General features: G+C 46.7%; 25 protein-coding genes and 1 pseudogene. 22 read left to right on the plus strand and 4 right to left on the minus strand.

The window, feature by feature from the left end; translation table 11 throughout:
- The first annotated feature begins 521 nt into the window (after positions 1 to 521).
- From ACXADE_RS07590 to ACXADE_RS07600, 3 genes are all read left to right on the plus strand, one after another.
- Positions 522 to 704, plus strand: a complete 183-nt coding sequence (locus tag ACXADE_RS07590) for a hypothetical protein (protein ID WP_474979874.1) — start codon at positions 522 to 524, stop codon at positions 702 to 704.
- 50 nt (positions 705 to 754) lie between these two features.
- On the plus strand, positions 755 to 943 hold the full coding sequence (locus tag ACXADE_RS07595) for a hypothetical protein (protein ID WP_474979875.1): 189 nt from the start codon (positions 755 to 757) through the stop codon (positions 941 to 943).
- Between the two features lie 376 nt (positions 944 to 1,319).
- The gene (locus ACXADE_RS07600) at positions 1,320 to 1,862 is read left to right on the plus strand and encodes a TetR/AcrR family transcriptional regulator (protein WP_474979876.1); all 543 of its coding nucleotides are present in this window, start codon (positions 1,320 to 1,322) and stop codon (positions 1,860 to 1,862) included.
- Between the two features lie 120 nt (positions 1,863 to 1,982).
- On the opposite strand, the gene ACXADE_RS07605 is transcribed toward ACXADE_RS07600, so the two are convergent.
- Positions 1,983 to 2,387: a carboxymuconolactone decarboxylase family protein gene (locus ACXADE_RS07605; RefSeq protein WP_474982212.1), complete on the minus strand. Its 405-nt coding sequence runs from the start codon at positions 2,385 to 2,387 to the stop codon at positions 1,983 to 1,985.
- 12 nt (positions 2,388 to 2,399) lie between these two features.
- Positions 2,400 to 3,944: a BCCT family transporter gene (locus tag ACXADE_RS07610; RefSeq protein ID WP_474979877.1), complete on the minus strand. Its 1,545-nt coding sequence runs from the start codon at positions 3,942 to 3,944 to the stop codon at positions 2,400 to 2,402.
- Between the two features lie 349 nt (positions 3,945 to 4,293).
- Between ACXADE_RS07610 and ACXADE_RS07615 the strand changes: the two genes are divergently transcribed.
- From ACXADE_RS07615 to ACXADE_RS07670, 12 genes are all read left to right on the plus strand, one after another.
- Positions 4,294 to 5,190, plus strand: coding sequence for a beta-keto acid cleavage family enzyme (locus ACXADE_RS07615; RefSeq protein ID WP_474979878.1), 897 nt, complete (start codon positions 4,294 to 4,296; stop codon positions 5,188 to 5,190).
- Entirely contained in the window at positions 5,187 to 6,140 is a 954-nt protein-coding gene (locus tag ACXADE_RS07620; RefSeq protein ID WP_474979879.1) for a 3-hydroxyacyl-CoA dehydrogenase NAD-binding domain-containing protein, read from the plus strand. Before ACXADE_RS07615 ends, ACXADE_RS07620 begins: the two co-directional genes overlap by 4 nt.
- Positions 6,141 to 6,154: 14 nt before the next feature.
- The gene (locus ACXADE_RS07625) at positions 6,155 to 6,619 is read left to right on the plus strand and encodes a thioesterase family protein (protein ID WP_474979880.1); all 465 of its coding nucleotides are present in this window, start codon (positions 6,155 to 6,157) and stop codon (positions 6,617 to 6,619) included.
- Between the two features lie 144 nt (positions 6,620 to 6,763).
- Entirely contained in the window at positions 6,764 to 7,183 is a 420-nt protein-coding gene (locus ACXADE_RS07630; protein ID WP_474979881.1) for a hypothetical protein, read from the plus strand.
- Between the two features lie 243 nt (positions 7,184 to 7,426).
- Positions 7,427 to 7,936 carry a DUF4188 domain-containing protein gene (locus ACXADE_RS07635; protein ID WP_474979882.1) on the plus strand — a complete coding sequence of 170 codons (510 nt, stop codon included), beginning with the start codon at positions 7,427 to 7,429 and terminating at the stop codon, positions 7,934 to 7,936.
- 428 nt (positions 7,937 to 8,364) lie between these two features.
- Entirely contained in the window at positions 8,365 to 8,805 is a 441-nt protein-coding gene (locus tag ACXADE_RS07640) for a GyrI-like domain-containing protein (protein WP_474979883.1), read from the plus strand.
- A gap of 100 nt (positions 8,806 to 8,905) precedes the next feature.
- On the plus strand, positions 8,906 to 9,940 hold the full coding sequence (locus ACXADE_RS07645) for a zinc-binding dehydrogenase (protein WP_474979884.1): 1,035 nt from the start codon (positions 8,906 to 8,908) through the stop codon (positions 9,938 to 9,940).
- Between the two features lie 431 nt (positions 9,941 to 10,371).
- Positions 10,372 to 11,319, plus strand: coding sequence for a cytochrome aa3 quinol oxidase subunit II (qoxA, locus tag ACXADE_RS07650; RefSeq protein ID WP_474979885.1), 948 nt, complete (start codon positions 10,372 to 10,374; stop codon positions 11,317 to 11,319).
- Positions 11,320 to 11,343: 24 nt separating this feature from the next.
- Entirely contained in the window at positions 11,344 to 13,287 is a 1,944-nt protein-coding gene (gene qoxB / locus ACXADE_RS07655; protein WP_474979886.1) for a cytochrome aa3 quinol oxidase subunit I, read from the plus strand.
- Position 13,288: 1 nt separating this feature from the next.
- Positions 13,289 to 13,894: a cytochrome aa3 quinol oxidase subunit III gene (gene qoxC, locus ACXADE_RS07660; RefSeq protein WP_474979887.1), complete on the plus strand. Its 606-nt coding sequence runs from the start codon at positions 13,289 to 13,291 to the stop codon at positions 13,892 to 13,894.
- Position 13,895: 1 nt separating this feature from the next.
- Positions 13,896 to 14,270 (plus strand): cytochrome aa3 quinol oxidase subunit IV, encoded by a 375-nt coding sequence (gene qoxD / locus ACXADE_RS07665; RefSeq protein ID WP_474979888.1) that lies wholly within the window; start codon positions 13,896 to 13,898, stop codon positions 14,268 to 14,270.
- A gap of 18 nt (positions 14,271 to 14,288) precedes the next feature.
- On the plus strand, positions 14,289 to 14,495 hold the full coding sequence (locus ACXADE_RS07670; protein WP_474979889.1) for a cytochrome C oxidase subunit IV family protein: 207 nt from the start codon (positions 14,289 to 14,291) through the stop codon (positions 14,493 to 14,495).
- Between the two features lie 25 nt (positions 14,496 to 14,520).
- On the opposite strand, the gene ACXADE_RS07675 is transcribed toward ACXADE_RS07670, so the two are convergent.
- Positions 14,521 to 14,817 carry a hypothetical protein gene (locus tag ACXADE_RS07675; RefSeq protein WP_474979890.1) on the minus strand — a complete coding sequence of 99 codons (297 nt, stop codon included), beginning with the start codon at positions 14,815 to 14,817 and terminating at the stop codon, positions 14,521 to 14,523.
- Positions 14,818 to 15,082: 265 nt separating this feature from the next.
- Between ACXADE_RS07675 and ACXADE_RS07680 the strand changes: the two genes are divergently transcribed.
- The 6 genes and pseudogenes from ACXADE_RS07680 (at position 15,083) to ACXADE_RS07705 (ending at position 21,028) form a co-directional block, all read left to right on the plus strand.
- Positions 15,083 to 15,895: a helix-turn-helix transcriptional regulator gene (locus ACXADE_RS07680; RefSeq protein WP_474979891.1), complete on the plus strand. Its 813-nt coding sequence runs from the start codon at positions 15,083 to 15,085 to the stop codon at positions 15,893 to 15,895.
- Between the two features lie 171 nt (positions 15,896 to 16,066).
- Positions 16,067 to 17,074 (plus strand): ABC transporter substrate-binding protein, encoded by a 1,008-nt coding sequence (locus ACXADE_RS07685; protein WP_474979892.1) that lies wholly within the window; start codon positions 16,067 to 16,069, stop codon positions 17,072 to 17,074.
- Positions 17,075 to 17,088: 14 nt separating this feature from the next.
- Positions 17,089 to 19,112 (plus strand): annotated as a pseudogene (locus ACXADE_RS07690) (iron ABC transporter permease).
- Positions 19,113 to 19,187: 75 nt separating this feature from the next.
- Positions 19,188 to 20,156, plus strand: coding sequence for a diaminopimelate epimerase (gene dapF, locus ACXADE_RS07695; protein WP_474979893.1), 969 nt, complete (start codon positions 19,188 to 19,190; stop codon positions 20,154 to 20,156).
- A gap of 5 nt (positions 20,157 to 20,161) precedes the next feature.
- Positions 20,162 to 20,557, plus strand: a complete 396-nt coding sequence (locus ACXADE_RS07700) for a secondary thiamine-phosphate synthase enzyme YjbQ (protein WP_474979894.1) — start codon at positions 20,162 to 20,164, stop codon at positions 20,555 to 20,557.
- 399 nt (positions 20,558 to 20,956) lie between these two features.
- Positions 20,957 to 21,028 (plus strand): putative holin-like toxin, encoded by a 72-nt coding sequence (locus tag ACXADE_RS07705; RefSeq protein ID WP_370551098.1) that lies wholly within the window; start codon positions 20,957 to 20,959, stop codon positions 21,026 to 21,028.
- 232 nt (positions 21,029 to 21,260) lie between these two features.
- On the opposite strand, the gene ACXADE_RS07710 is transcribed toward ACXADE_RS07705, so the two are convergent.
- Entirely contained in the window at positions 21,261 to 22,508 is a 1,248-nt protein-coding gene (locus ACXADE_RS07710; protein ID WP_474979895.1) for a YeeE/YedE family protein, read from the minus strand.
- A gap of 578 nt (positions 22,509 to 23,086) precedes the next feature.
- On the opposite strand from ACXADE_RS07710, the gene ACXADE_RS07715 reads away from it, so the two are divergent.
- Positions 23,087 to 23,323 carry a hypothetical protein gene (locus ACXADE_RS07715; RefSeq protein ID WP_474979896.1) on the plus strand — a complete coding sequence of 79 codons (237 nt, stop codon included), beginning with the start codon at positions 23,087 to 23,089 and terminating at the stop codon, positions 23,321 to 23,323.
- The last annotated feature ends 27 nt before the right edge of the window (positions 23,324 to 23,350 follow it).

Raw genomic sequence — 23,350 nt, forward strand, 5'->3', positions numbered from 1 at the left:
GCGTATGGACTGGACTGAGCTGGAGGAGATAAAGGAAACACGAAGAACGAAGAGATTCGATGTTGACTTATCGTACAGAAGCGAGGGAAGTCTCACTAGCCGCTAGGCGCAGAAACCGGATATCTACGAGGAAAAAAGTGCTTGGTGAGACCCCGCAGGACGTAGTCCGAGGAGGCTCATCGCGCTCCCGCGGAAAGCGAGTCATTCCCCGCAGCCCTATCCACAACACAGAAGTCTCGAAATCAAGTCTTCAACAATCCTGCCATTTAGCTAAAAACTCCGTTCCGAAATCATAATCAACAAGACTCAATGGTTACATCGTGAAAGGAGATCATCTAAAGGTTTCGATACTTGGAATGAATTCTCTTTTACCATCCTATCATTTATGGTCACTACCATCCGTTGATGCAAATATCAACATTGAACTTTAACAGAGCCTATTCAAAAAGAGCGGCTTTTCTACGATTCTTGTAAGCTTTGACCTTCCAAAAGCCTTATCGCTATCAGGAGTAGCGAGAAGAGTGAAGGATCCGTCGGTCTTAAGGTCCGCCTCTTCTTTTGAAGAAGTGCTGAAGCGCCAGATGGAAAAGGATATTCATGATCAATCTCCTTTTGGAAAGGAAGCGGATCATTTGTTCAAAGTGGAAGGAGAAAAGGAAGTGGATGAGGTAACAACGGCGATTCTTCAGGTTTTTTCCTCTTAGTATAAGAATCTAAGATTCTGGCTATGCTGATCATAGAAAGGGTGATGAGCATGCATTACATGGAAAAGACGAATCAGGTAATGGCTGATCTGGCTACAGGTAAACGCCGTAGTTTCGGCAATTATTCCTATCATCAACAAACGTTTTCCGATGGTGTGCAGGAGGTTCCGGAATGGGAAGTCCGTCAGTTTGTGCTCAATTATTTCATGGCTTTGGAAAATGTGAAAAGTCACGCGTGAATCAATCTGGGAGAGGGTGGGCCATTGTGTCTGCCTTTTTTTGTTGATCAATATTACCTGGGTACGGATTCTTTTGTCAGGGCATGTGATGATTGACGGATACAATGGAGAAGTTTGTGAAACGGAGGGGCTTCGGGCAATGACTCCCTTAACGCTGCGGGTCTTACCGGCTTGCCCATGGAAAGCAATCTCCTCCTATACAACCTATATGCATGCAAATCTCGCTGTTAAGTCCTTTTCTGGAAAGTTCACCAGCAAACGTTAATAATGCCTGTGATAGAAGGGTAGATTCCGGGAGCGGGAGGCTGCCGACAAATTGAAAACCCTTTAGAATACTGATATTATGAAAGCAAATGAACGTAAATGAGGGAAGTACATGCCAAGAGTATCCAAACGGCAAAAGATTTTAGAAGCCGCCGCACTCATCGTCCAGGAGCGGGGAAGCGATGCCCTGACGCTTGACGCTGTAGCGAAACGGGCGGAAGTGAGCAAAGGTGGATTGTTGTATCATTTCTCAACGAAAGAAGCGCTCGTTGAAGGTCTCGTACAACATATGAATGATGTCTACCGTGAGAATGTGGAAGAACTGGTCGAGAATGATGAAGTAGAAACCGGCAAATGGGCCCGATCATTCATCAACGTCATGCATGACAAAAGTACGGAAAACCGTTCGCTCAGTTCGGGGATGCTGGCCGCACAGGGAATCAACCCGGCATTGATGAAGCCGCTTCAGAATACATATGCTGACTGGCAGAATCATATAGAACATGATGGTCTCGATCCGGTCGATGCAACGATTACGCGTCTCGCGATCGACGGGTTATGGTTGTCAGAAATTTTCGGTCTGGGAACCCTTCCCCCAACGCTTAGGAAACAGGTGTTGGAGCGACTGAATGAACTCACGTATAAATCAAAGTGAAAAACCAGCTCATGAGAGCTGGTTTTTTTAATGGATTTCGGGATGGTGTGTTTTTTGAGTCCAAAATAAAGAAGAGGAACTTCCAAACAGGTGAAGTTCCTCTTCTTTTACTTGAAAGGATTAGGCATACGCATGTTCCGTTCGTTCCTGAAACACCTTGCGTGCTTGTGTGAGCGCGTTGATGACGGATGGAAATCCGACATACGGAATGAGCTGCATCATCGCTTCGATGATCTCTTTTTCTGAAAGTCCGGCATTCAGCGCGGTATTAATATGCAGTTCAAGCTGAGGCAGGCTGCCGGCCCCCTGCGTAATTAAGCAGGAAAGGACGGTCAGTGCCCGGGATGATTTATCCAGATGATCGCGATTGTAGATATCGCCATAAGCGAATTCGATGATGTATGTTCCAAGATCCGGTGCAATATCTTCCAGTGCTTTCATCAGTTCAAAATGATTGGTTCCTTTTTCTTCGTTTGTATAGGAGCGAAGAATCTCCAGTCCTTTTTCATAGCGTGTACTCATGATGAGTCTCCTTTCTTACGATGCTTTTCGGTCTTCTTGTTCCTCTTCCTTCTTGTCTTCATTGACCATCCGAATGAACGACCAACCTAGAATTGGAAGGATGATGAGCAGTGGAAAGCCCCCTACGATGCTGATCGTTTGAAGGGTCGTCAGTCCACCCATGTTCATGAAAATCATAGGCAGAATGGATAGAGCCAGAGCCCAGAATAGGCGGTTCCATTTCAGGGGCTCTCCTTCCACGTGTTTTTGTACAACTGATGCGATGACATACGAACCAGAATCATAGGTGGTCGATAGGAAGATCGTCGCAAGCAGGATGAATACGATGATAGCCAGGGTTGCGAGCGGAAGTTCCGTCAATGTTCCGATAATGGCAGCCGGCGCTCCTTGCTGGTTCAATGTTTCAATGACCGGATACTGGCCGCTCAACTCCAAGTACATGGAGTAGTTGCCTAAAATCCCGAAGAAAAGGATGGTGCCGAGACTTCCGAAAAGAACCGTACCGAAAACGACTTGACGTATCGTCCGTCCTTTGGAAATCCGTGCGATGAATAAACCGACGAATGGAGCATAGACAATCCACCATGCCCAGTAAAAGACGGTCCAGCCTTCAGGAAAACCGGTCCGTGTGAAGGTGGCCAGGTCGTTGAAAGGCTCGGACCAGAGACTCATTAGGAAAAAGTTATCCATCATCCGCCCCAGGGCTGAAGTTGTTGACTCTGTAATGAAAGTCGTTGGACCGACCGTAAAGATGAAAATCAGCAGGATGAAAGCGAGCCACAAATTAATGTCACTTAACACACGGATTCCTTTCTGCAGCCCGGAATAAGCACTGAGGCCGAAAATAAGGGTGCAGAAGAGCAAGATGATCGATTTTGTCGTCATCGTATCCGGCAGGCCGACAAGGTTATTCAGACCAGCAGAGATGATGGGAGCTGAAAGCGCGAGTCCTGTCCCACCACCGCCTAATAGGCCGAACATGAACAGGATGTCGATTAAACGTCCGATCCATCCGTCTGTATACTTTCCAAGAACGGGCCGGCAGGCTTCACTAATTTTGAAAACGTCTGTCTTTTTGACAAAAAACATATAGCCGATCGGAAGAGCAGGGATGGCGAACATTGCCCATGCGATCGGACCCCAGTGGAAGAATCCATAGGTAGAGGCCCACTGAATCGCTTCACTCGACCCTGGTTCTACACCGAACGGAGGTCCTTCATAATAGTACGCCCATTCAATGACGCCCCAATAGAGGATTCCTGTACCGATTCCGCTTGTAAAAAGCATGGCAGCCCAGGAACTCGTTTTGAACTCCGCTTTCGTGTCCGCGTCTCCAAGCTTGATATCTCCATACCGGCTTACCCCGACAAATAGAAGAAAAAGGAGCATGATGAGTCCGACGGATAAAAATAGAAATCCTAACCGTTGAGTGACGACTTCGTTTGCCGCCAATACAACTTCTTTTCCTTGTTCAGGGAAAATGAGCAGAGGCAAGGATACAAAAAGCAATAAAGCCAAGGCGCCTCCGAACGTTTTCCAATCCATGAGATGTTTCTGCATGGGTATTCCTCCTTTATTAAAATGCGTTGTTCGTTTTTGACGTTTTAAACTGTACAATCTGGACGGTTTTGTTTCAAAGAACAGACAAGGGAGCAAATGGAAGCATATCGAGGATTATTGGAGCAGTAGAGGGTTTTTTTCTTAAATGTGACCAATTATGCATAACTGTGTATGCAAGGAGGAGGAAGGTTGCTTATTATTTTTTTCAAAGCACCAAAAGGCCTTTATATAAGGGGAGCGAGTAGCTGTCCCATAAAAAAGTTAAAAAATACATTTGAAACTAAACAGTCTGGATGGTATAGTTTTAGCTGGTTGATCAAACAAACAAATTCAAAGGAGGACCTTTGGAATGAAAAATAAAGTATTGCTGACATCTGCCGTGACAGGAGCGGGAGATACCATTAAGAAAAATCCTCATGTACCTGTGACACCTAAAGAGATTGCGGATTCTGCCATCGAATCGGCAAAAGCGGGAGCGACTGTCGCTCACGTCCACGCCCGTGATCCTAAAACAGGCGGAATCAGTCATGATGTGGAGCATTATCGGGAAATCGTCGATCGCATCCGTGAATCTGAAACCGATGTGATTATCAACATAACCTCAGGAGGAGGCGGAGATTTCATCCCTAGTCTGAATACGCCTGCTGCTGGAGGGGACGGAACAGATATCCAAACGCCGGCGGAGCGTCATGAGCCGGTAGGAGAATTGCTTCCTGAAATGTGTACACTTGATTGTGGAAGCACAAACTTCGGCAACATGATTTACATGAGCCCGACGGACTGGCTCCGTGATCAGGCAAAATTGATTCAGGAAAGTGGTGTGAAGCCTGAGCTGGAATGCTTTGACACGGGTCACATCCGTTTTGCCAATCAATTGGTGAAGGAAGGATTGATTGACGGCGATCCTATGTATCAGTTCTGTCTCGGTATTCCATGGGGCGCAGCTGCTGATGCGGAGACGATGCTTTATATGAAAAATCGCATCCCCGAACAGGCACACTGGTCGGCTTTCGGAATCGGCCGTATGCAAATGCCGATGGCGTCCCAGACCGCGATGCTCGGTGGAAACGTCCGCGTCGGTCTGGAAGATAATATTTATTTATCTAAAGGCGTTATGGCGAAAAATGAGCAGCTTGTCGATAAAGCCGTTGGTATGCTGAAAGGGTTGGATTTGGAACCTATGACTCCGCAGGAAGCGCGTGAATACTTCAATCTTAGAAATCCGTACGGAGGGAAATCATCATGAATATACAAAAAGCAGCCGTTGTCGGCACAGGAGTCATTGGAAATGGCTGGATCATCCGTATGTTGGCCCGGGGCTACGATGTAGTCGCGACAGATCCAGCAGAAGGGGCAGAGGAGCGTATGCGCCGGGCGGTCGATCAAGCATGGCCGTATGTCGAAGCTCTTGGGCTTGCGGAAGGGGCTTCTAAAGAACGTCTGACGTTTGAAACTGAACTGGCTGATGCTGTAAGAGATGCGGATTTCATTCAGGAAAATGTACCGGAAATAGAAGAGTTGAAGCAGTCTGTTTTAAAGAACATTGACCAACATGCTAAACCGGACGCATTAATCGGCTCCAGCACATCCGGCATCATGCCTTCAGAGCTGCAGGCGGATCTTAAGAACCCCGAACGCTTCGTCGTTGCTCACCCGTTCCACCCGGTGTATATTCTCCCACTAGTAGAAGTGGTGGCAGGAATACAGACAACCATGGAGAACATTGAAAAGGCGAAAGGTTTTTATGAAAACTTGAATATGAGTGTTCTGCTTGTGCGTCATGAAATCGAAGGTCATATTGCTGATCGCCTGATTGAAGCCATTTGGAGAGAATCTCTTCATATCGTAAATGAAGGCATAGCTACAACCGAGGAAGTGGACAAAGCGTTCACTCACGGTGCAGGTCTCCGGTATGCACAATATGGCCCGTTTCTGACGTTCCATCTGGCCGGGGGAGAAGGCGGTATGCGCCATATGCTTAAACAATTCGGCCCGGCATTGAAGAAACCATGGACGAAACTTGAAGCTCCGGAACTGACGGATGAACTGTATGACAAGGTCGTATCCGGATGTGAAGCGCAGTCCAATGGAATGAGTATGTCAGAACTTGATCAGAATCGTAACGAATTTTTGATCCGTCTGTTTGATCTCGTCCAGGAGTACTGGCCGCAGGAGACGGAAAAACAATCCGTGTAAGGAGGGTCTAAGGAATGTCCTTTTCCTATAAGCAAACTGTTCAGAGTGAATGGGTCGATTACAACGGGCACATGAACGATGCTGAATACAACCGGGCGTTCAGCCTGGCGACAGATGCGTTCATCGACCATATCGGGCTGGATGAAAAAGGCCGTGAGCAGTTTCAGTACACAATTTTTACATTGGAGACGCATACGTGTTACTTGAAAGAGATGCATGCAGGTGACTCCTTGGATGTGACTGCCCGCATACTGGATTATGACGCGAAGCGCATTCATTTGTTTTTGGAAATGCACAATGTCGATGGGGAAGTCGTCGCAACCCTTGAAGAGATGCTGATGGGCATGGACCAGAACGAAGGACGTCCTGCACCATTTCCTGATAAAGTAGCTGGGATAGTGTTAGCAGAGCACAATAAGACATCTGGTCAAGAACCACCCAAGCAAGTCGGCCGTACGATCGGCATTCGTAAGAAGTAAATTGGTATATGGTACAATTTGTAAGACCTGGTCACCCAAGAATTGGGTGACCAGGTCTTACTTTTATTGGAAATGAAGTGCCGATGGTTCACATCTTTTGATATAATTGGTCATGATTTTTGGATGAGAGGTAGGCTTTTATTTATGATACGAAGTATGTTTACGAGTGTTTTATTAGTCTTATGTTTCTTTGTCGCAGCAGTCGCTATCTTATATCAATGGTTGATCACTTCAGATATTCCTGTGTCATTTACTGCTGCAGAAGCTTTGACCACCCATGTGATCTTCGCCTTATCCACTGTTTTGATCCTGATCGCCTCCGTGGTGTTTAACGAAAGAAAGGGTAATCTCCTGTTAGGGTTCATATTCTCCGCGATTTTCATCGCCAATATGGCCATCTTTAGGCATCATATAGGAGCAGAATATTACAATCCTTCTTTTGCTCAGCTGCAGGGAGTCAGCGTGTTGTGCTCTGGTATTGTGATGGTATTCAATTTATCTTTAGTTGCGTTAAAATTCAGGGGCAAAACGCAATCTTCTCAGCGTGTAAAAGTTAGTGAGTAGAAAATGGCTATCTACCATCCCGAATGGAAGGTTGGTCATTTTGATGATGGGATAATGTGTAGGACCAGGTCACCTAAATTTTGGGTGACCTGGTCTTACTTTTTCTTCCATGCAATACCACTTCAGAAATCATGCTATAATAAAGGGAATATTTAGAATTCTGTGACTTCGGTAGGGTGTGGGGAGTTGATAGAGGTTATTTTTCCATGATGCTGAGGACATGTTACATAAAAGGAAGAACTCATGGCAGCTTCAGTATTCCCGGGTCGTTATACAGCAGAAGCTGAGGATGATGTGATTGTGTTTTTAATTGGTATGAGAGTGAACAAGTGGCTGGCCATCCATAAATGGCTTCCGGTTTTCCTTGCGATGCCCTCCCCCCCGATGGTCCAGGAACTCTATACACAGAAAGGCAATGGTTTCTTCTCGATGGAAAATTTCTTCAATTTCCATACGACATTGATGATTCAATATTGGCGTTCAGAGCAAGAACTGTATGCTTATATCAGAGCTCCGAAGCATTTGAAGGCGTGGAGAAACTTCAGCCGAAAAGTGAAGGATAACCCGGCCGTAGGGATTTCCCATGAGACATACAAAGTGAAGGATGGAGAGCATGAAGTCATTTACGGGAATATGCCCTTATTTGGTCTTGCAAAAGTCTACCAGCATACTCCCGTCCTATCAAGCATGTATTCAGCGAAACAAAGATTAAGGAAAAAGGAAGAGGAGCAGGTTGTGGCTTCCCGTAAATAAAGAAGTAAAGACTTTTACTCTTGGAACATTCGCAGAAAGCATATTATTATGGAAGAAAATCGCCAAAAGTGAATCAGAGGATGGAGAAATGGTGGAACTAAATATATCGAGCCAACATCAGAGGGATAAAAGATCCAAACTAGAACAAACAATTGTACGAATCTTACTTGAAGCCTTTTCCCGAACACGTGGGAGGTCGGTAGTAGGAAGTCCGGTTTACGTAAACGGAAGCAGAATGAATCGCAAGAAGAAGGGAGTGCGATTTTATCAAAGTTGACACCCTAGTTTTCGGGGGTTGGTTTTTACAACAATCATGGGTATCACGAGTATGGCTGCTAGATCATGTCGGAGGGGCTTTTACGCACCACTATATAAAGAAGGAGCTCTAGGCGACTGCAAACGGCTTCTTCAGAACGGAGAGTTTGACTATGCAAACAATCACTCATACCTTTCGCATTGTCGGCATCAAGGGTCATGGTGCTTTTGAAAATTTTGCAACCGAAGTTCCTGAATTTGCAAGACAGCTTCTGCATCGGACAAGAGAAATCGAACATCATACCAATGTAGAAATCGCTCTTTTTGAGCCGAAGATGGGAGAAGGTCACGTCAAAGGTCACTATTATGTAGGGGTCCTGGTTAAAGATAAGCCAAGCTATGTACCTAAAGGGATGGAGTATCTGGAAGTTTTCGGCACATATGTTTCAGCAAGAGGGCCCATCGATCGCGTTGACCTCCTTTATAAAGAAGCATGCCAATGGAAAGCTGACTTGAAACTCACGCGGGACTGGCTCTCCTATATTGTAGAAACCTATCACCCAACAGAAAATGGAGAAGATGTCGAGGTGTTTCTGCCCATCACTAGTTCCTGAATAGATCCTGTGAGCCGATTACTTGATTGATGCAATGTATAGCCTTATGATGTATTTCGCATATTAGTTGAGAAAAGCGAATCGGAAAGAGGTGCGTCTTATGAAAGCAGTTCAAGTAACAGGTTATGGAGATGTCGATCAGTTGAAGCTGACGGACGTCCCGACGCCTGAACCAAAAGGAAATGAAGTGCTTGTTCAGGTGAAGGCCTGTGCAATCAATAATACAGAGATCTGGATGCGTGAGGGAGCTTACGGTCAGGGAGGGAAGTCCGGCTGGCGTCCTGAAGGCGTCCAATTTCCACGTACGCCAGGGTCGGACATTACCGGAAAAGTTGTGAAAATCGGTGGTGAAGTGGATGCATCGATGATGGACAAAGATGTGGTTCTTTTCCCATTCACATCAAGTGGACCTGAAGGACAGGAGCATATTTCTGAAGACATGTCGTTCATTGGTTCGGAGTATGATGGCGGTTATGCAGAGTATGTCGTGTGGCCGGCAGAGCTTTGCTTCGATATGCCGCTTGAGGATTATACAGATAGCTGTGTATTCTCTGTCAGTGGCATGACGGCCTGGCATATGGTTGAACAAGTGCAGCCGAAACCAGGTGAAACGGTCATGGTGACCGGGGCTAATGGAGGCGTGGGATCACTGAACGTGCAGATTGCTTCCCAAGTGTTCGGGGCAGACGTCATTGCCCTCGTCGGTGATCTTAGCATGGAACAGCAGATGAAGGATCTTGGCGCGACCCACGTCCTGTCCTACAAATCGGACAGCCTTGCCGAAGACATCCTGGAGGCGAACGGTGGTCCGATTGATACCGTTCTGGATGTAGTTGGGGATGCATTGTTCCAGACAGCCCTCACCGTTCTTAAAAAAGGCGGGAAATTTTGCACGTCCGGTTCATCGGGCGGGCAGAAAACAGAACTTGACTTCCGCACACTATATTTGAAACACATCACGATGTTCGGATCGGTATTAGGCACACGAGAAGAATTCAGAAGGATGTTACAAGCCATTTCTGAACAGAAAATAAAACCTGTGATCGACCGTACATTTTCGCTGGAGGAAGCGAAAGAAGCGCAGCAATATTTCAAAGAATCTGGAAAAAAAGGAAAAATCGTCCTAATTCCATAAAACTGTTTCATCAAAAAAGAAGCACCTGTTTCACTTTCATAGTGAAACAGGTGCTTCTTTTTATTTTACCCAGCCGGGAATTTGAACAGCCTTTATATCTGTTGAAAGGGGTTTTACACCGGTGGGGAAGAGGGAAAGAAACAGGGTGCCGGCTCCTGAATGTTTTCTTCGTAAAATCCCTTGATTGCTTATATTCTCTTTTCGCAGTTTTCATTCTAATTTTTTATCAAATTGTTAGTAATTTCCTTGAAAGCGTCCATCATGTGGCGGATTTATTAAAAGTTCGTGAACGATGTATGACAAAGTTGTGAACTTGTGCTTCAAATTCCGCAAAATCTGATATAATCAGTCAAGCCCTGATACGTATAACAGCTCTATGTTACCGAGTTTTATACTTATAAAATTACAGATTGATAGGAGGGGTAAGATTCATGAAACCTAAACGTCTCCGAAATAGATGGTTTGGTTTACTGCCGCTCGGCTTGATTCTTTTCTTAAGCGGGTGCGGACAGTTGGAAATGACTGTGCTCGATCCAAAAGGGCCGGTCGCTGAAAGTCAATATGACCTGATTGTTTACTCTCTATGGTTCATGCTTGGAATCATTGTTGTCGTGTTCGCACTGTTTGCTTACATGCTCATCAAGTATCGTGAAAACCGCCCGGGACGTAAAGAAAGTGACTATGACCCGAATTTGCATGGGAATACGACGATTGAAGTCATTTGGACGGTCATTCCGTTCATCATTGTCATTCTTTTATCCATCCCAACGGTTACGACGCTGTTCGACCTGGAGAAAGCTCCTGAACCTGACGCTGGGGAAGAGGAGAAGGAACCATTGGTCGTATACGCAACAACGGCGGACTGGAAATGGTTCTTCAGTTATCCAGAACAGGATATTGAAACGGTGAACTACTTACACATCCCGACCGACCGTCCGATTGAATTTAGATTGTCATCCGCAGATTCCATGTCAGCTTTATGGATCCCGGCCCTTGGCGGTCAAAAGTATAACATGGCCGGTATGATGACGACATTGTATCTGGAAGCAGATGAAGAAGGGGTTTACGATGGACGGAACTCGAACTTCAATGGAGAAGGATTCGCTGCTCAAACGTTCAAGGTCTATGCCGAGAGCGAAGAAGAATTCAATACATGGGCAGATGAAATCAAAAATGAAGCACCAGAGCTGACAGCAGAACGTTATGATGAGCTGCTGGCCCCTGGAATGACCGACGTACAGTCCTATTCCAACACTCACTTGGATTATGTGAAGCACCATACGAAAGAAGGTATGGGCTACGTCGTTGAAAAGTACCGTGAACAATTCAAAGAGAAGCTTCATTTATATGAAATTGACAAACAAGAAAGCTTCCAATAGAACGTAAAGAAAGCAGGTGAAGACATGCACATTACAGATATTCTCGTCACCGGTGAACCGATCATCTATGGTGCCATGGTATCGATGGCCTTAGTTGGAATCGCCCTCCTTTTCATTTTGACGTATTTCAAAAAATGGAAATGGCTTTGGAGCGAATGGTTGACGACCGTTGACCACAAGAAAATCGGTGTCATGTATATTTTAAGTGCCCTTCTCATGTTATTCCGTGGTGGCGTGGACGCCATGATGATGAGGGTGCAGCTGGCATTTCCTGATTTGGGATTCTTAAACTCCCAGCACTATAACGAAATTTTCACAACGCACGGAACGATTATGATCATTTTCATGGCGATGCCGTTCTTGATCGGACTCATGAACATCATCGTTCCATTGCAAATCGGAGCGCGTGACTTCGCGTTTCCATATTTGAACGCCTTAAGTTTCTGGTCTTTCTTCTTCGGAATGGCGCTCTTCAACATTTCCTTCGTTATCGGAGGATCTCCGGATGCCGGGTGGACAAGTTATACCCCGCTTTCCGGTGCGGCGATGAGCCCGGGACCTGGACAAAACTTCTACCTTATGGGACTGCAGCTATCAGGAATTGGTACTCTTGCTACAGGGATCAACTTGATGGTCACGATTTTGAAAATGCGTGCCCCTGGCATGAAGCTTTTCCATATGCCGATCTTCACATGGTCGACATTGGTGACCTGCTTCATCATCGTATTCGCGTTCCCGATTTTGACGGTTGCTCTTGCACTACTTACTATTGACCGTGTATTCGGTGCCCAATTCTTTACTTTGACAGGGGAAGGCCTGCCGATGATGTGGGCGAACCTGTTCTGGATGTGGGGACACCCGGAAGTGTACATCGTTATTCTTCCTGCCTTCGGTATCTTCTCTGAAGTCATCGCCACATTCGCGAAAAAACGTCTGTTCGGCTACAATGTGATGGTCTGGTCGATGATCGTCATTGCATTGCTTAGTTTCTTAGTATGGGTCCACCACTTCTTCACGATGGGTGCAGGCGCATTCGTCAACTCCGTCTTCTCTGTATCGACGATGTTGATCGCCGTACCGACAGGTGTGAAGATCTTCAACTGGCTTGCGACCTTGTATAAATCGAAAATCGAGTTCACTGTGCCGATGCTTTGGTCCCTGGCCTTCATTCCAAGTTTCATTCTTGGTGGTGTCACAGGTGTCATGCTTGGTATGGCAGCAGCGGACTATCAGTTCCACAACTCGTACTTCCTGATCGCACACTTCCACTATGTGCTGATCGCAGGTACTGTATTTGCCTGCTTCGCAGGTCTTGTGTTCTGGTATCCGAAAATGTTCGGTCACAAGATGAACGAGCGTTTGGGTAAATGGGCATTCTGGTTGTTCTTCTTCGGCTTCCATGTGTGCTTCTTCCCGCAATACTTCCTAGGCCTTGACGGCATGCCGCGTCGATTGTTCATCACGAACGTTGCCGAGTGGCTTCCATTGAACGTCATTTCAACCGTCGGTGCTTTCGGAATGGGACTTGGTTTCATCGTATTCGTTTACAACGTATACTACAGCTTCCGTTACAGTGAGCGCGAAACAACAGGCGACTCCTGGAATGGAAACGGTCGTACGCTTGAATGGGCGACCACGACACCAGTGCCTTACTACAACTTTGCAACAGTTCCATATGTGGATGAAATCGATCCATATATTCGTATGAAAGAAGAAGGCAAGACAACGTTTGAAGAAGACAAAGTGAAGCCGATCCACATGCCGAGTTACACAGGGCAGCCGTTCATCATGATGGCGCTCCTTGGACTTGCCAGTTTCGGTCTCGTTTTCGAGTGGATGTATGTCGCGGTCTTCGGATTAATCGGTGCCGTGTTCATGATGATCCGCCGCTCGTTCGATTACGATGACGGATATTATGTACCGGTAGAAGAGATTAAGGAAACAGAGAAAAAACGGAGGGGGTTATGATATGGCTGCGGAAGAACTGAAAACGGGTCCTTTAGAATATCGCACCCAAGAAGGTCAGATGGGCATCATGGGCTTTTGGATTTTCCTCGGTGCCGAAGTTGTCCTTTTCGCAACACTGTTCGCAACGTATGCAGTATTGTTCGGGCGTACGGCTGATGCTCCGCATCCGGGCGAATTGTTCGAGCCGGGCATCGTCCTTATCATGACCTTCCTGCTTCTGACGAGTAGTTTTACTTGTGGTCTCGCCATTCACGAAATGAGAAGAGGATCGGTCAAAGGGCTGATTCTCTGGATGGTCATCACGCTGGCTCTTGGTCTTGGCTTCCTGGGCTTTGAGATTTTTGAATTTGTTCACTACACGCACGAAGGAGCGACGATCCAGTCCAGTGCTTTCTGGTCAGCGTTCTTTATCCTTGCCGGAACGCACGGGCTGCACGTCACGCTGGGGATCGGCTGGGCGATTCTGCTCCTGATTCAAATCAAGCAGCGGGGACTGACGAATGTTACCAGCCGTAAGTTCTTTATTATCAGCTTGTACTGGCACTTCCTTGACGTCATTTGGATCTTCATCTTCACGAGTGTTTATTTGATTGGGATGGTGGTTTAATATGGCAGATTCTAAAAAACGCGTACCAATGAATCACGTGATTGGGTTTGTCCTATCCCTTGTCATGACGCTAGTCGCTGCATGGGCGGCGATTCAATCCGACCTGCCTGTCACATGGGTTATTATCGGTATCATGATCTTGGCGCTTCTTCAGGCCGGTGTGCAGTTGTTCATGTTTATGCACGTTACAGAGGCCTCAAGTGGGAATGGCCACGTGCCATGGAACATGATGTTCCACGGATTCGCCTTAGCTGGAATACTTGTCGCGGGTTCTCTTTTCGTTATGTCCTTTGGGCATGACCATGGAGATCACGGGGATATGGGTGACCAAGAGCAGCACGAAATGGAAGAACAGCAAGACCACAGCGGTCATTAATTACTGGAGGTTATCAGGATGGAACAAAAACGCAACATGCCGATAGAGGCTGGATGGCCATGGAAAGATTTAGTAGGCTTCATGCTTTGTATTTTGCTGACGGCTTTTTCTTTAGGCGGAGCGCTTTATTCCTCCTATGACCCGAAATTTATATTATATATCCTCACCGGTTTCAGTTTTGTACAGGCGATGATTCAGTTGTACAAACTGCAGCCAAAGGGATAAAAAAGAAACGCTTCTTTCCTGAAGATCAGGAAAGGAGCGTTTCTTTATCTTTCGTTAAGCTTTCTTGATATGCGGGACTTGTTTTAACCGTCGCTACGATGAACGTGACCCAAGCGACGTGCGCGCCGATCAATCCGAGGTAGAACATGGACCATGTGATGGAGAATACGCCGGGATCAGTGTACATCGTCACCTGGAAGAAATACAGCCACATACCGATCAGCAATATGGATTGTGCGACGGCGAAGGCCATCTTTTTCGCTTGTAAGAAAAGAAATGGAGCTACTGTAGCCAGGATTAAAAACATTACGATTGCACCCATGAAAATCATCTCCTTATTGGTGGTTCCTTGTTGAAAACGTTTTCTATAATCCTATTGTAACAAAATATTCTCACTTTGGACACAAAATGTTCATAAATTAGGCGTGCCTTTTTATCATTCACTGTTTTTCCTGATTTTAAACCGATGATTCCGGCTCCGACGGACAAATAAAACAGATAAAAATTTTTTGGACTTTCATTTTTTAGACACCTGCCACTCCTTTCCTTCGATTATAGAGTGAGACCTTTTATGGGAGTGGTAGTCAATGGATTGGAAAATGATCAGGGAACACCAGCATTTCAAAAATAAGCAAGAATTGGATCGCCATGTACGCAGTTTTCTATATAAACTAAAACCCGCCTTATCTGAAGGCACTCTCAACGTATTGACGTTCATCTGGAGACATGCCGTCAAATTCCCGGGGGTTGCCTTTCCGAAACGGGAAACGATTGTAAAAGGAACTGGATGGAGTGAAAGTACGGTCGTCCGCGCATTAAGACGCCTTGAGGACGAAAAGCTGATTGAAAAAGTTGCAACGACAAAACCAAATGGCCGGCAAGGGGGAAACCTCCTCGTCTTCCTTCCTCAGGAAGACCTTTATTTACCCTCAGATGACACCCTTCGTGACACCCCTCATGAATCCCCTCAAAAACAGGAAACACCTCGTCAGGAAAGCATTCAACAAGCAAAATCCACAGGTGAAACAGAGGAAAAACAGCGAATAGCTTCTTTTAGTAAACTTGTACCATTTGATAAGACATTTCTTCCTTCTTTCATCCCCTCTTCATTCATTGAAACCTCTCAGTCCTTCGTCGGTGTCGATCATGTACTTTCCGCTTGGAGGACTGTAGAAAGTGCATATAAACAATGGAAGATGAAAGAAACGGTCGAGTATTATATAGACGAAATTAATGGGACGTTCAAACAGGCAGTCTATGCGTATAAAAAGGGGATGGTCCGCACCGAACTGCTTCGGTATTTCTATGGCGGTTTAATGGAGATGTTCCGGCAGAAAGTGCGAAAGGAAGGGTTTGAGGCTGGAGACCGTCTTGTTTTCTATGATTGGTTGAATGGATAACGTATAGGCGTCTCCATTTTCGTTGACAGGGATTTGAGTCTGAGGTAGGATGAAGAATGTAATGATAATGAGAATCTTTATCAGTCATTGGACATTTCTATATGAGGGTATAAAGGTGAACACACTGATGAAGGATTCTACATAAATGAAACGCGTGAAAGGATGTATCGGATGAAGAAGGTTTGGTTGTTTGCGCTTATGTTTGGCCTTATCATTCTCGCTGCCTGTGGCGGTGGATCTGATGAGAGTTCAGAAGGAGAAGACTCAGAAAATCAAGAAGGCACGACTGAAGAAGAAACGCGAACTGTAACGATTGAAGATGCCAACGGAGAACAGACCATTGAAGGCACACCTGAACGAGTCGTCGTTCTTGAATGGACATATGCAGAAAACCTTCAGGCTCTGGATATGGAACCTGTCGGTGTGGCGGGACTTGATCAATACGGAGACTGGGTGAACGTCGGCATTCCATTCAGTGAAGACGTGGAAGATATAGGTACGCGTCAGGAACCGAACTTAGAAGCGATTTCCCGACTGGAACCTGATTTGATCATCGGAGTCGATTTCCGTCACAATGCGATCAAAGAAGATTTAGAAAGCATAGCTCCAACCGTCATGTTTGCCCCTTATTCAGAAGAAGCGGCTCAGGATCAGTTCCAGAACATGAAAGATGAGTTCAATACGATGGCTGAAATTGTGGATAAAAAGGACAAGGCTGAACAGGTTCTTTCCGATATGGAGGATACATTCTCTGAGCAGCAGACCCGCCTGGAAGAGGCCGGTCAAGATGGTATGAATTACGTGATCACTCAGGCATTCACCATGCAGGATACACCAACGCTCCGTTTGTTCACGGATAATTCCATGGTCGCTCAGATTATGAACAGCATGGGAATGAAAAATGATTATGAATCGGAGCAGCTGGAAATCTACGGCTATACGGAAACCACCGTTGAAGCTCTTCAAAACTACCAGGACTCCAACTTCTTCTATATCGTCCAGGAAGAAGACAACATTTTTGAAAACCAGCTGGCTGATAACCCGGTATGGGAAAACCTTGCGTTCGTAAAAGAAGGCCGGACTTATCAAATGCCGGGAGATGCCTGGACCTTCGGTGGCCCGCTTTCGGCAGAGGTTCTCGCTGAACAGGTTGTCAACGCAGCGCTTGAAGAAAAATAAAGCGAGTGGATGTTATGAATTCGACACTTAAGACCACAATGATAGCGGTTCTCACCTTTGGAGGTGGGACCGCGTTGTTGTGTCTTTTAACCTTTATACATATCAACCAGGGGAACGTACAAATCCCGCTCGGGGTCGTGGTTGAATCCATCGTGAACCCTCAGGATACCCTGCAGCATCATACGGTACGTACCTTACGTCTTCCGAGGGCTGTGATGGGAATCATCGCCGGAGGGGCCTTAGCCGTTTCAGGGGTGATTCTGCAGACAGTCACGAAGAACCCGTTATCGTCAGCAAGTACACTCGGGATTCATTCGGGCACCTATTTTGCTGTCGTTGTCACGACGATTTTCCTCCCGGCTGCTATGGTGGGGAATGGAATCCTGACCGCTTTTCTAGGGGGATCCTGACGTTCCTGTTCGTTTACGTCTTATCTGGAGGATCTGATGCAACCCCCGTACGGATGGTGCTTGCCGGTATGATCGTCACGTTCCTGTTCTCTGCCTTAACGTCCGTCCTGCAGATTTTTTATGAAAATGAAACCCAAGGGCTGTTTCTCTGGGGATCAGGAACGCTCATTCAAAACGATTGGGGGGGCGTAAACTTTTCGTTCCCTGTGATTGTCGCTGGTGTAGCAGCGGCTCTCATCTATTCGAGTAAGCTCGACACTCTCACTCTTGGGGATGATGTCGCGACTGCGCTCGGTCAAAATGTCCGTAGTGTGAAAGTGGTGACGATTATCGCTGCGGTCCTTTTGACGAGTGTGACGGTAAGTATCGTCGGTCCGATCGGATTCGTCGGCCTTGTCGCGCCCCACTTGATCAAACTGATCGGTTTTCGTTCACATCTGCCACTCATTCTCGGCTCTTTTTTATGGGGGGGTAATGTCCTGCTATTTGCCGATGTGCTTGCCCGTATCATTGATCCGTCCTTTAATGAACTGCCGGTGGGTGCAATTACAGCTCTTGTCGGTGCACCATGGCTGATCTGGCTGGTCATGCGTATGAAGCGGACAGGAAGTCAGGACAGTGGAGCCATCATGGCCGGGAAGAATTCGGCTACTCTCTCTATGAAAAAACTGCTGCCTGTATTGTTGACGCTCATCACCGTGACGATGCTCGTCAGCCTTGCTTCGGGTAACTATGGCTTTGAACCATTGATCACTTTCCAGGCTTTCTTTGGGGAAGCGAACGTCTTTCTGCAAGGGTTGATTTTGGACTTGAGGCTGCCGCGTGCCCTTGTCGCGTTGTTCAGCGGTGCCATTTTAGCCGTCAGTGGCCTTATCTTCCAAGGGGTCTTGCGGAATCCGCTGGCTGATCCTTCTGTGATCGGTATTACCTCAGGGGCCGGTGTGGGTGCCTTGATGACCATGTACTGGTTCAGCGTCTCTGCCGTCTGGATCCCGGTGGGTGCCATGGCAGGTGCGTTGCTTTTCTTCTTCGTCGTGATGATTCTTGGAGCGAAAGCGGAATTCCAGCCGACCGTGCTCGCGTTACTGGGAATCGGAATGTCGGCCTTCGGATCGGCCTTGATTCAGATCATGGTCGTCCAGGCCGATATCGGAGTAGCTTCTGCCTTGACGTGGCTCTCCGGTACGACCTATGCGAAAGGGTGGAGTGAATTACTCCAGTACTTGGTATGGCCGGTTCTCTTGTTCATTCCGCTCCTTGCCTTTTACATCAAGACATTGGACGTCCTGTCCCTCGGTGATGATACAGCCAAAGGGCTCGGACTGAGTGTTGTGAACGTGCGGTTCCAAATGGCTTTGATCGCCACCTTGCTTGCTGCATGCAGTGTGGCTGCTGTAGGTTCGATTGGTTTTGTCGGACTCATCGCCCCGCACCTTGCCCGTCTTCTCGTCGGAAGTGTCAACCAGAAGCTGCTGCCGGTCACGATGCTCATCGGTGGAGCGCTCCTTGTAGTCGCTGATTTGTTCAGCCGGACGCTCCTTGCACCGAATGAAATTCCATCAGGGATCCTTGTCGCTCTAATCGGGGCCCCTTACTTTTTATGGTTAATGAAAAAGCGTGCGGCTTAACAGTCACACGCTTCTTTTTTTACGCGTATGTATGCTATGATAATGAAAAAATGAACGCCAGGGGAGAGTTTTACTATGAGGATTCCATACATTAAATGCCACGGATCGGGAAATGATTTCATCCTGATTGACGAGATCGAACATGACTTCAAATTTTCAGAAAAAGAGCGTGAAGAGCTTTCCTTATTACTATGTGACCGTGACAAGGGCATCGGTTCAGATGGTATTTTGTTCGTAATGCCTAGTGAAAAAGCAGAAGGTCGCATGCGGATGTTCAACTCAGACGGCACGGAAGCGGAGATGTGCGGCAACGGCCTGCGCTGTGTCGCTCGCCATATGATTGAAAAATTAGGCTCAGAGGAGATTGCGATTGAAACAGAAGAAGCGGTTCTTCCAGTCTCTAAAGTCGCGGAAATCTTCCCTGAAATCGATACGTTTTCAGTCATGATCGAGCCTGTAAGTTTTGACGTAGATTCTTTGCCCATGGTCTTTAGCGGAAAAGAAGCTCTCGACGTCAAGATTCCGGAATTGTCAGCATCACGTACGTTCACAGCATTGAGTGTACCAAATCCACACATCGTTTCCATCGTCAATTCCGTGGACGAGGAGGAGCTCTTCATTATTGGGGAAAAGGCAAACGCGCTGCCGGAAGTTTTTCCGAACGGTGTGAATGTAAGCTACGTCCAGGTGCTTGAGAAAAATAAAATCTTCGTGCGCACCTATGAACGCGGGGTTGGTTTGACAAATGCCTGTGGGACAGCGATGAGCGCTTCTTCTTTAGTATCAACGATTTTAGGACCTAATGAATGGAAGACACCGATTGTTGTTATGAACAAAGGCGGGCTCGTCAACTGCGTCGTGGAGAAAGAGGAAGGACGTTTCTCCATTCAGCTGCGCGGGAATGGGACCAATGTCTATCAATCGTCCGTAAACGTCGATTGGGAAACACATACATTCGAGTCATCGGAAAAGTACTATTTCAAAGAAGAGAATGCCAGATACGAAAAACTCGAAGCGTTTGCCGCTTCAGAAATCGGAGGATGATTTCCATGTTGAAAACATTCCATGTGAAAACGAATCATCATGATCAAATGATTGATGTGACCAGCGAGGTCCAGGACTGGGTCCGTGAAGAAGGGGTGCGGGACGGTGTCATCGTCGTCCAGTCGATGCATACGACTGCAGGGCTGACAGTGAATGAGAACGCCGATCCTGATGTGAAGACCGATATGCTCCGCCGTTTCCGGGAAGTGTATCCGTGGGATCACCCGGAGGATCGTCATGCCGAAGGAAACACCGCCGCTCACATGAAAACGAGTACGGTCGGACATGCTCAGACTTTGATTGTGGAAGATGGAAAGCTGGTTCTGGGAACATGGCAGGGGCTTTATTTCTGTGAATTCGATGGACCACGTAACCGTAAGTTTGTTGCGAAGTTATTATAAGTAAAGCTCTGTTAAAGGTTATAGTTAATAGTTATAAACCGGATTCAGAGCCTTTCACATGAGGACATCATTTACAAAAGAAGCTGTGTCGAACGATTTCATATAAAGGGTGAGGTAAAAGTTGAGCCCCGTTAGGCGTAGCCTGAGGCGGATCAGCGCCTGTCTCATGGGAAGCAATCCTCTCCCCCGAGCCTCCACCTATCGGAACAACGGAAGGAAATGGTTTACAATCAGCCAGCGATTGTGGAAAGGGGATAGTCCAAAAAGACTGTCTGTAAACATGGCAGGACATGCTATAATTGGAAGTGGATGATGCGTTCGAGCCAATTGAATAGGGTGTCGGCTAACCCCACAGCAAAGGGGGTGATGCCTCTGAGTATGTATGAATCGTTGATGGTGATGATCGCGTTCAGTTCGTTCATCGTATCCGTTCTCGGCTTAGTAGTCGCGATTTTACGCATAAAAAAATAGACTCCCTATTCTGACATGAATGCGGGTGAGTCTATTTTAACAGGCTGCGCCCTTTGACTCGAGCGCTGATATCCGGGAGGACCGCAGTGCCAGCTGTGGTCCTTTTCTTATATTTATCCTTTATCTGCTTTTATCATACCACATTTTCAAAAAATAAACAGCGGACGAATGTCTATTTTCCACATTCAATCCGGAAAAAAAGCCCTCCAGCTGCATGCTGGAGGGCTTTCATTCAACAGATGGAGTCTTTAGGGTCCGGGTTTTTCATACCGAACATCGGGCGAAGAAATAAAGCGAGATAGGTCCCTGCCAGCGCCATGATCATCCACACCCAGCCATGTAGGCTGAAGGAGGCGATGCCCCCGAAATAGGCACCAATGTTACAGCCGAATGCGAGACGGGCCCCATATCCCATCAGGACACCGCCGATGATGGAAGCGGCACCGATGCCTGGTTTGATTTTTCCAGGTTTGAAGTTCCCTTGGAAACTTGCCGCTATAAAGGCACCGAGAATGATGCCAAAGTTCATGACACTCGTGGAGTCGGCAAGCACGGTTTGATGAAGCGGGGCTGGATCGTTGGACCAATACGTCCAACCTGCAACATCGACACCGAACATTTGAATGAATTTGGATCCCCATAAGGCAAAGGCGGATGTGATGCCCCAAGGGTTTCCGCGTACCGCTAGCGTAATGGCATTCAATACCCCGAGGATAACAGCTGCAAGAAGAAGCGGCCACGCTCCGCGCCACAGCTTTTTCAAGCCTGTGGTCGTCTTTAAAGGAGCCATTTTTGGTGGATTCTTTTTCTTAGCCACTTTTACGGTAATCCCGTAAATGCCGAGGAAGATCGCAAGTTGCAGGAGCCATCCTCCGAAATAGCCGAATCCTGTAGATTCTGCTAATGAGATCGCAGGGAGGGTTGGTGTTTCACGCCAGAAACCGATGTGATAAGCACCAAGAACAGAGCCGCCGATAAAACCAAGTAATGTGAGAATCATCGATGACTTACCTCCGCCTACGGTGTAAAGGGTACCTGATGCGCACCCGGAGCCGAGCTGCATGCCCATTCCGAAGATAAAGGAACCGAAAACGACACTGATTCCGACTGGGAAAACGTACCCTTGAGGAGCATTCCCTGTGAAACTGAATCCTGTGGCTAAAATGATAGCAAACAAGGTCGTCGCAACAGCGAGCATCAGCATGTGAGCCTGCAGCCCCTGCACGTTCCCGACGGACAAAAGCCGTCTAAATGCTGAAGTGAATCCAAAGCGGGCGTGCAGAAGCACAAGCCCGAAGGCAAGGCCGATCAAAAAAAGGACGCCTTGAGTAATCGTTGTAACAGATACAATGGTTATAAATAAAAGCAGAGAAGCGATCGCACCGATCCATACGAAAGGTTTCTGAACCGGATCCAACGGAGCAAGGACCGTCGAACGGTTGGTTTCCGCGGTCGGCTGCTGAACGGTTTGTTGCTGCATTCTTTCATTCCTCCTAAATCCGATTTGTTTACTTTGTATTTTGAACTTTTGCTATTGTACAAGAGACTCTTCTATTTGTAAATCTTTCTGCATACAATGGTTGTACAAAGAGAATAACGCTCAGTCTTTACGTAGAATTAACACGATTCAACGTGGACAAGTGGTAAAATAGCAGTGTAGACAGGACAATCTATAAAATTTATTGGAGGGATGTCTTATACCTGTCGTTCGCTCATATGTCACTCGCTGGTTTTTCTTTGTTTGTGGGAAAGCAAATCGAAGAACTTCTTGGCGTACATCTGGCGCACCTCCCCCTACATAAAGACTGATCGAAAGCGACGCTTATGCGTGGCTTTTTTGTTGGTGTTCTGAGAGAATCCGACCGATGAATGTCCGGTTTACAACTTTAATGGACAGGATTAATAAACCAATGGCATGAACCAATCGATTTCTTAAAACCTTCCTTTACATCCCAAGTTGGAACGTAAAGTCTATGTATGAGTTCTGATTTTGTGATTAAACTAAAAAGCAGCGGGGTAAGGTATAGTAACTTACATAAGGAAAAGGAGTGGATCGGAATGACGAAGAAGAAAGAATGGCATGTGATTTTCCTGCTGGACAGCAAAAGGGTCGTCACCCATGATCTCGAGTTGAGTGAAGAGATGGATGAGCGTGAAACATCTGAATTCATTATCAAACAGCTCGACAGAGGAACATGGTGGTTCCTGGAAGACGGTGTGGCTCTCCATACAAGTGGTGTGGAAAGTTTTTATTTGGATAAGTGTGCGAAAAAGACACGCTTCAGCAGAGATTAAAAAAAGCGCCGTTTCCTGGTAAGGAAA

Source organism: Halobacillus sp. ABR2_026 (assembly GCF_056158545.1).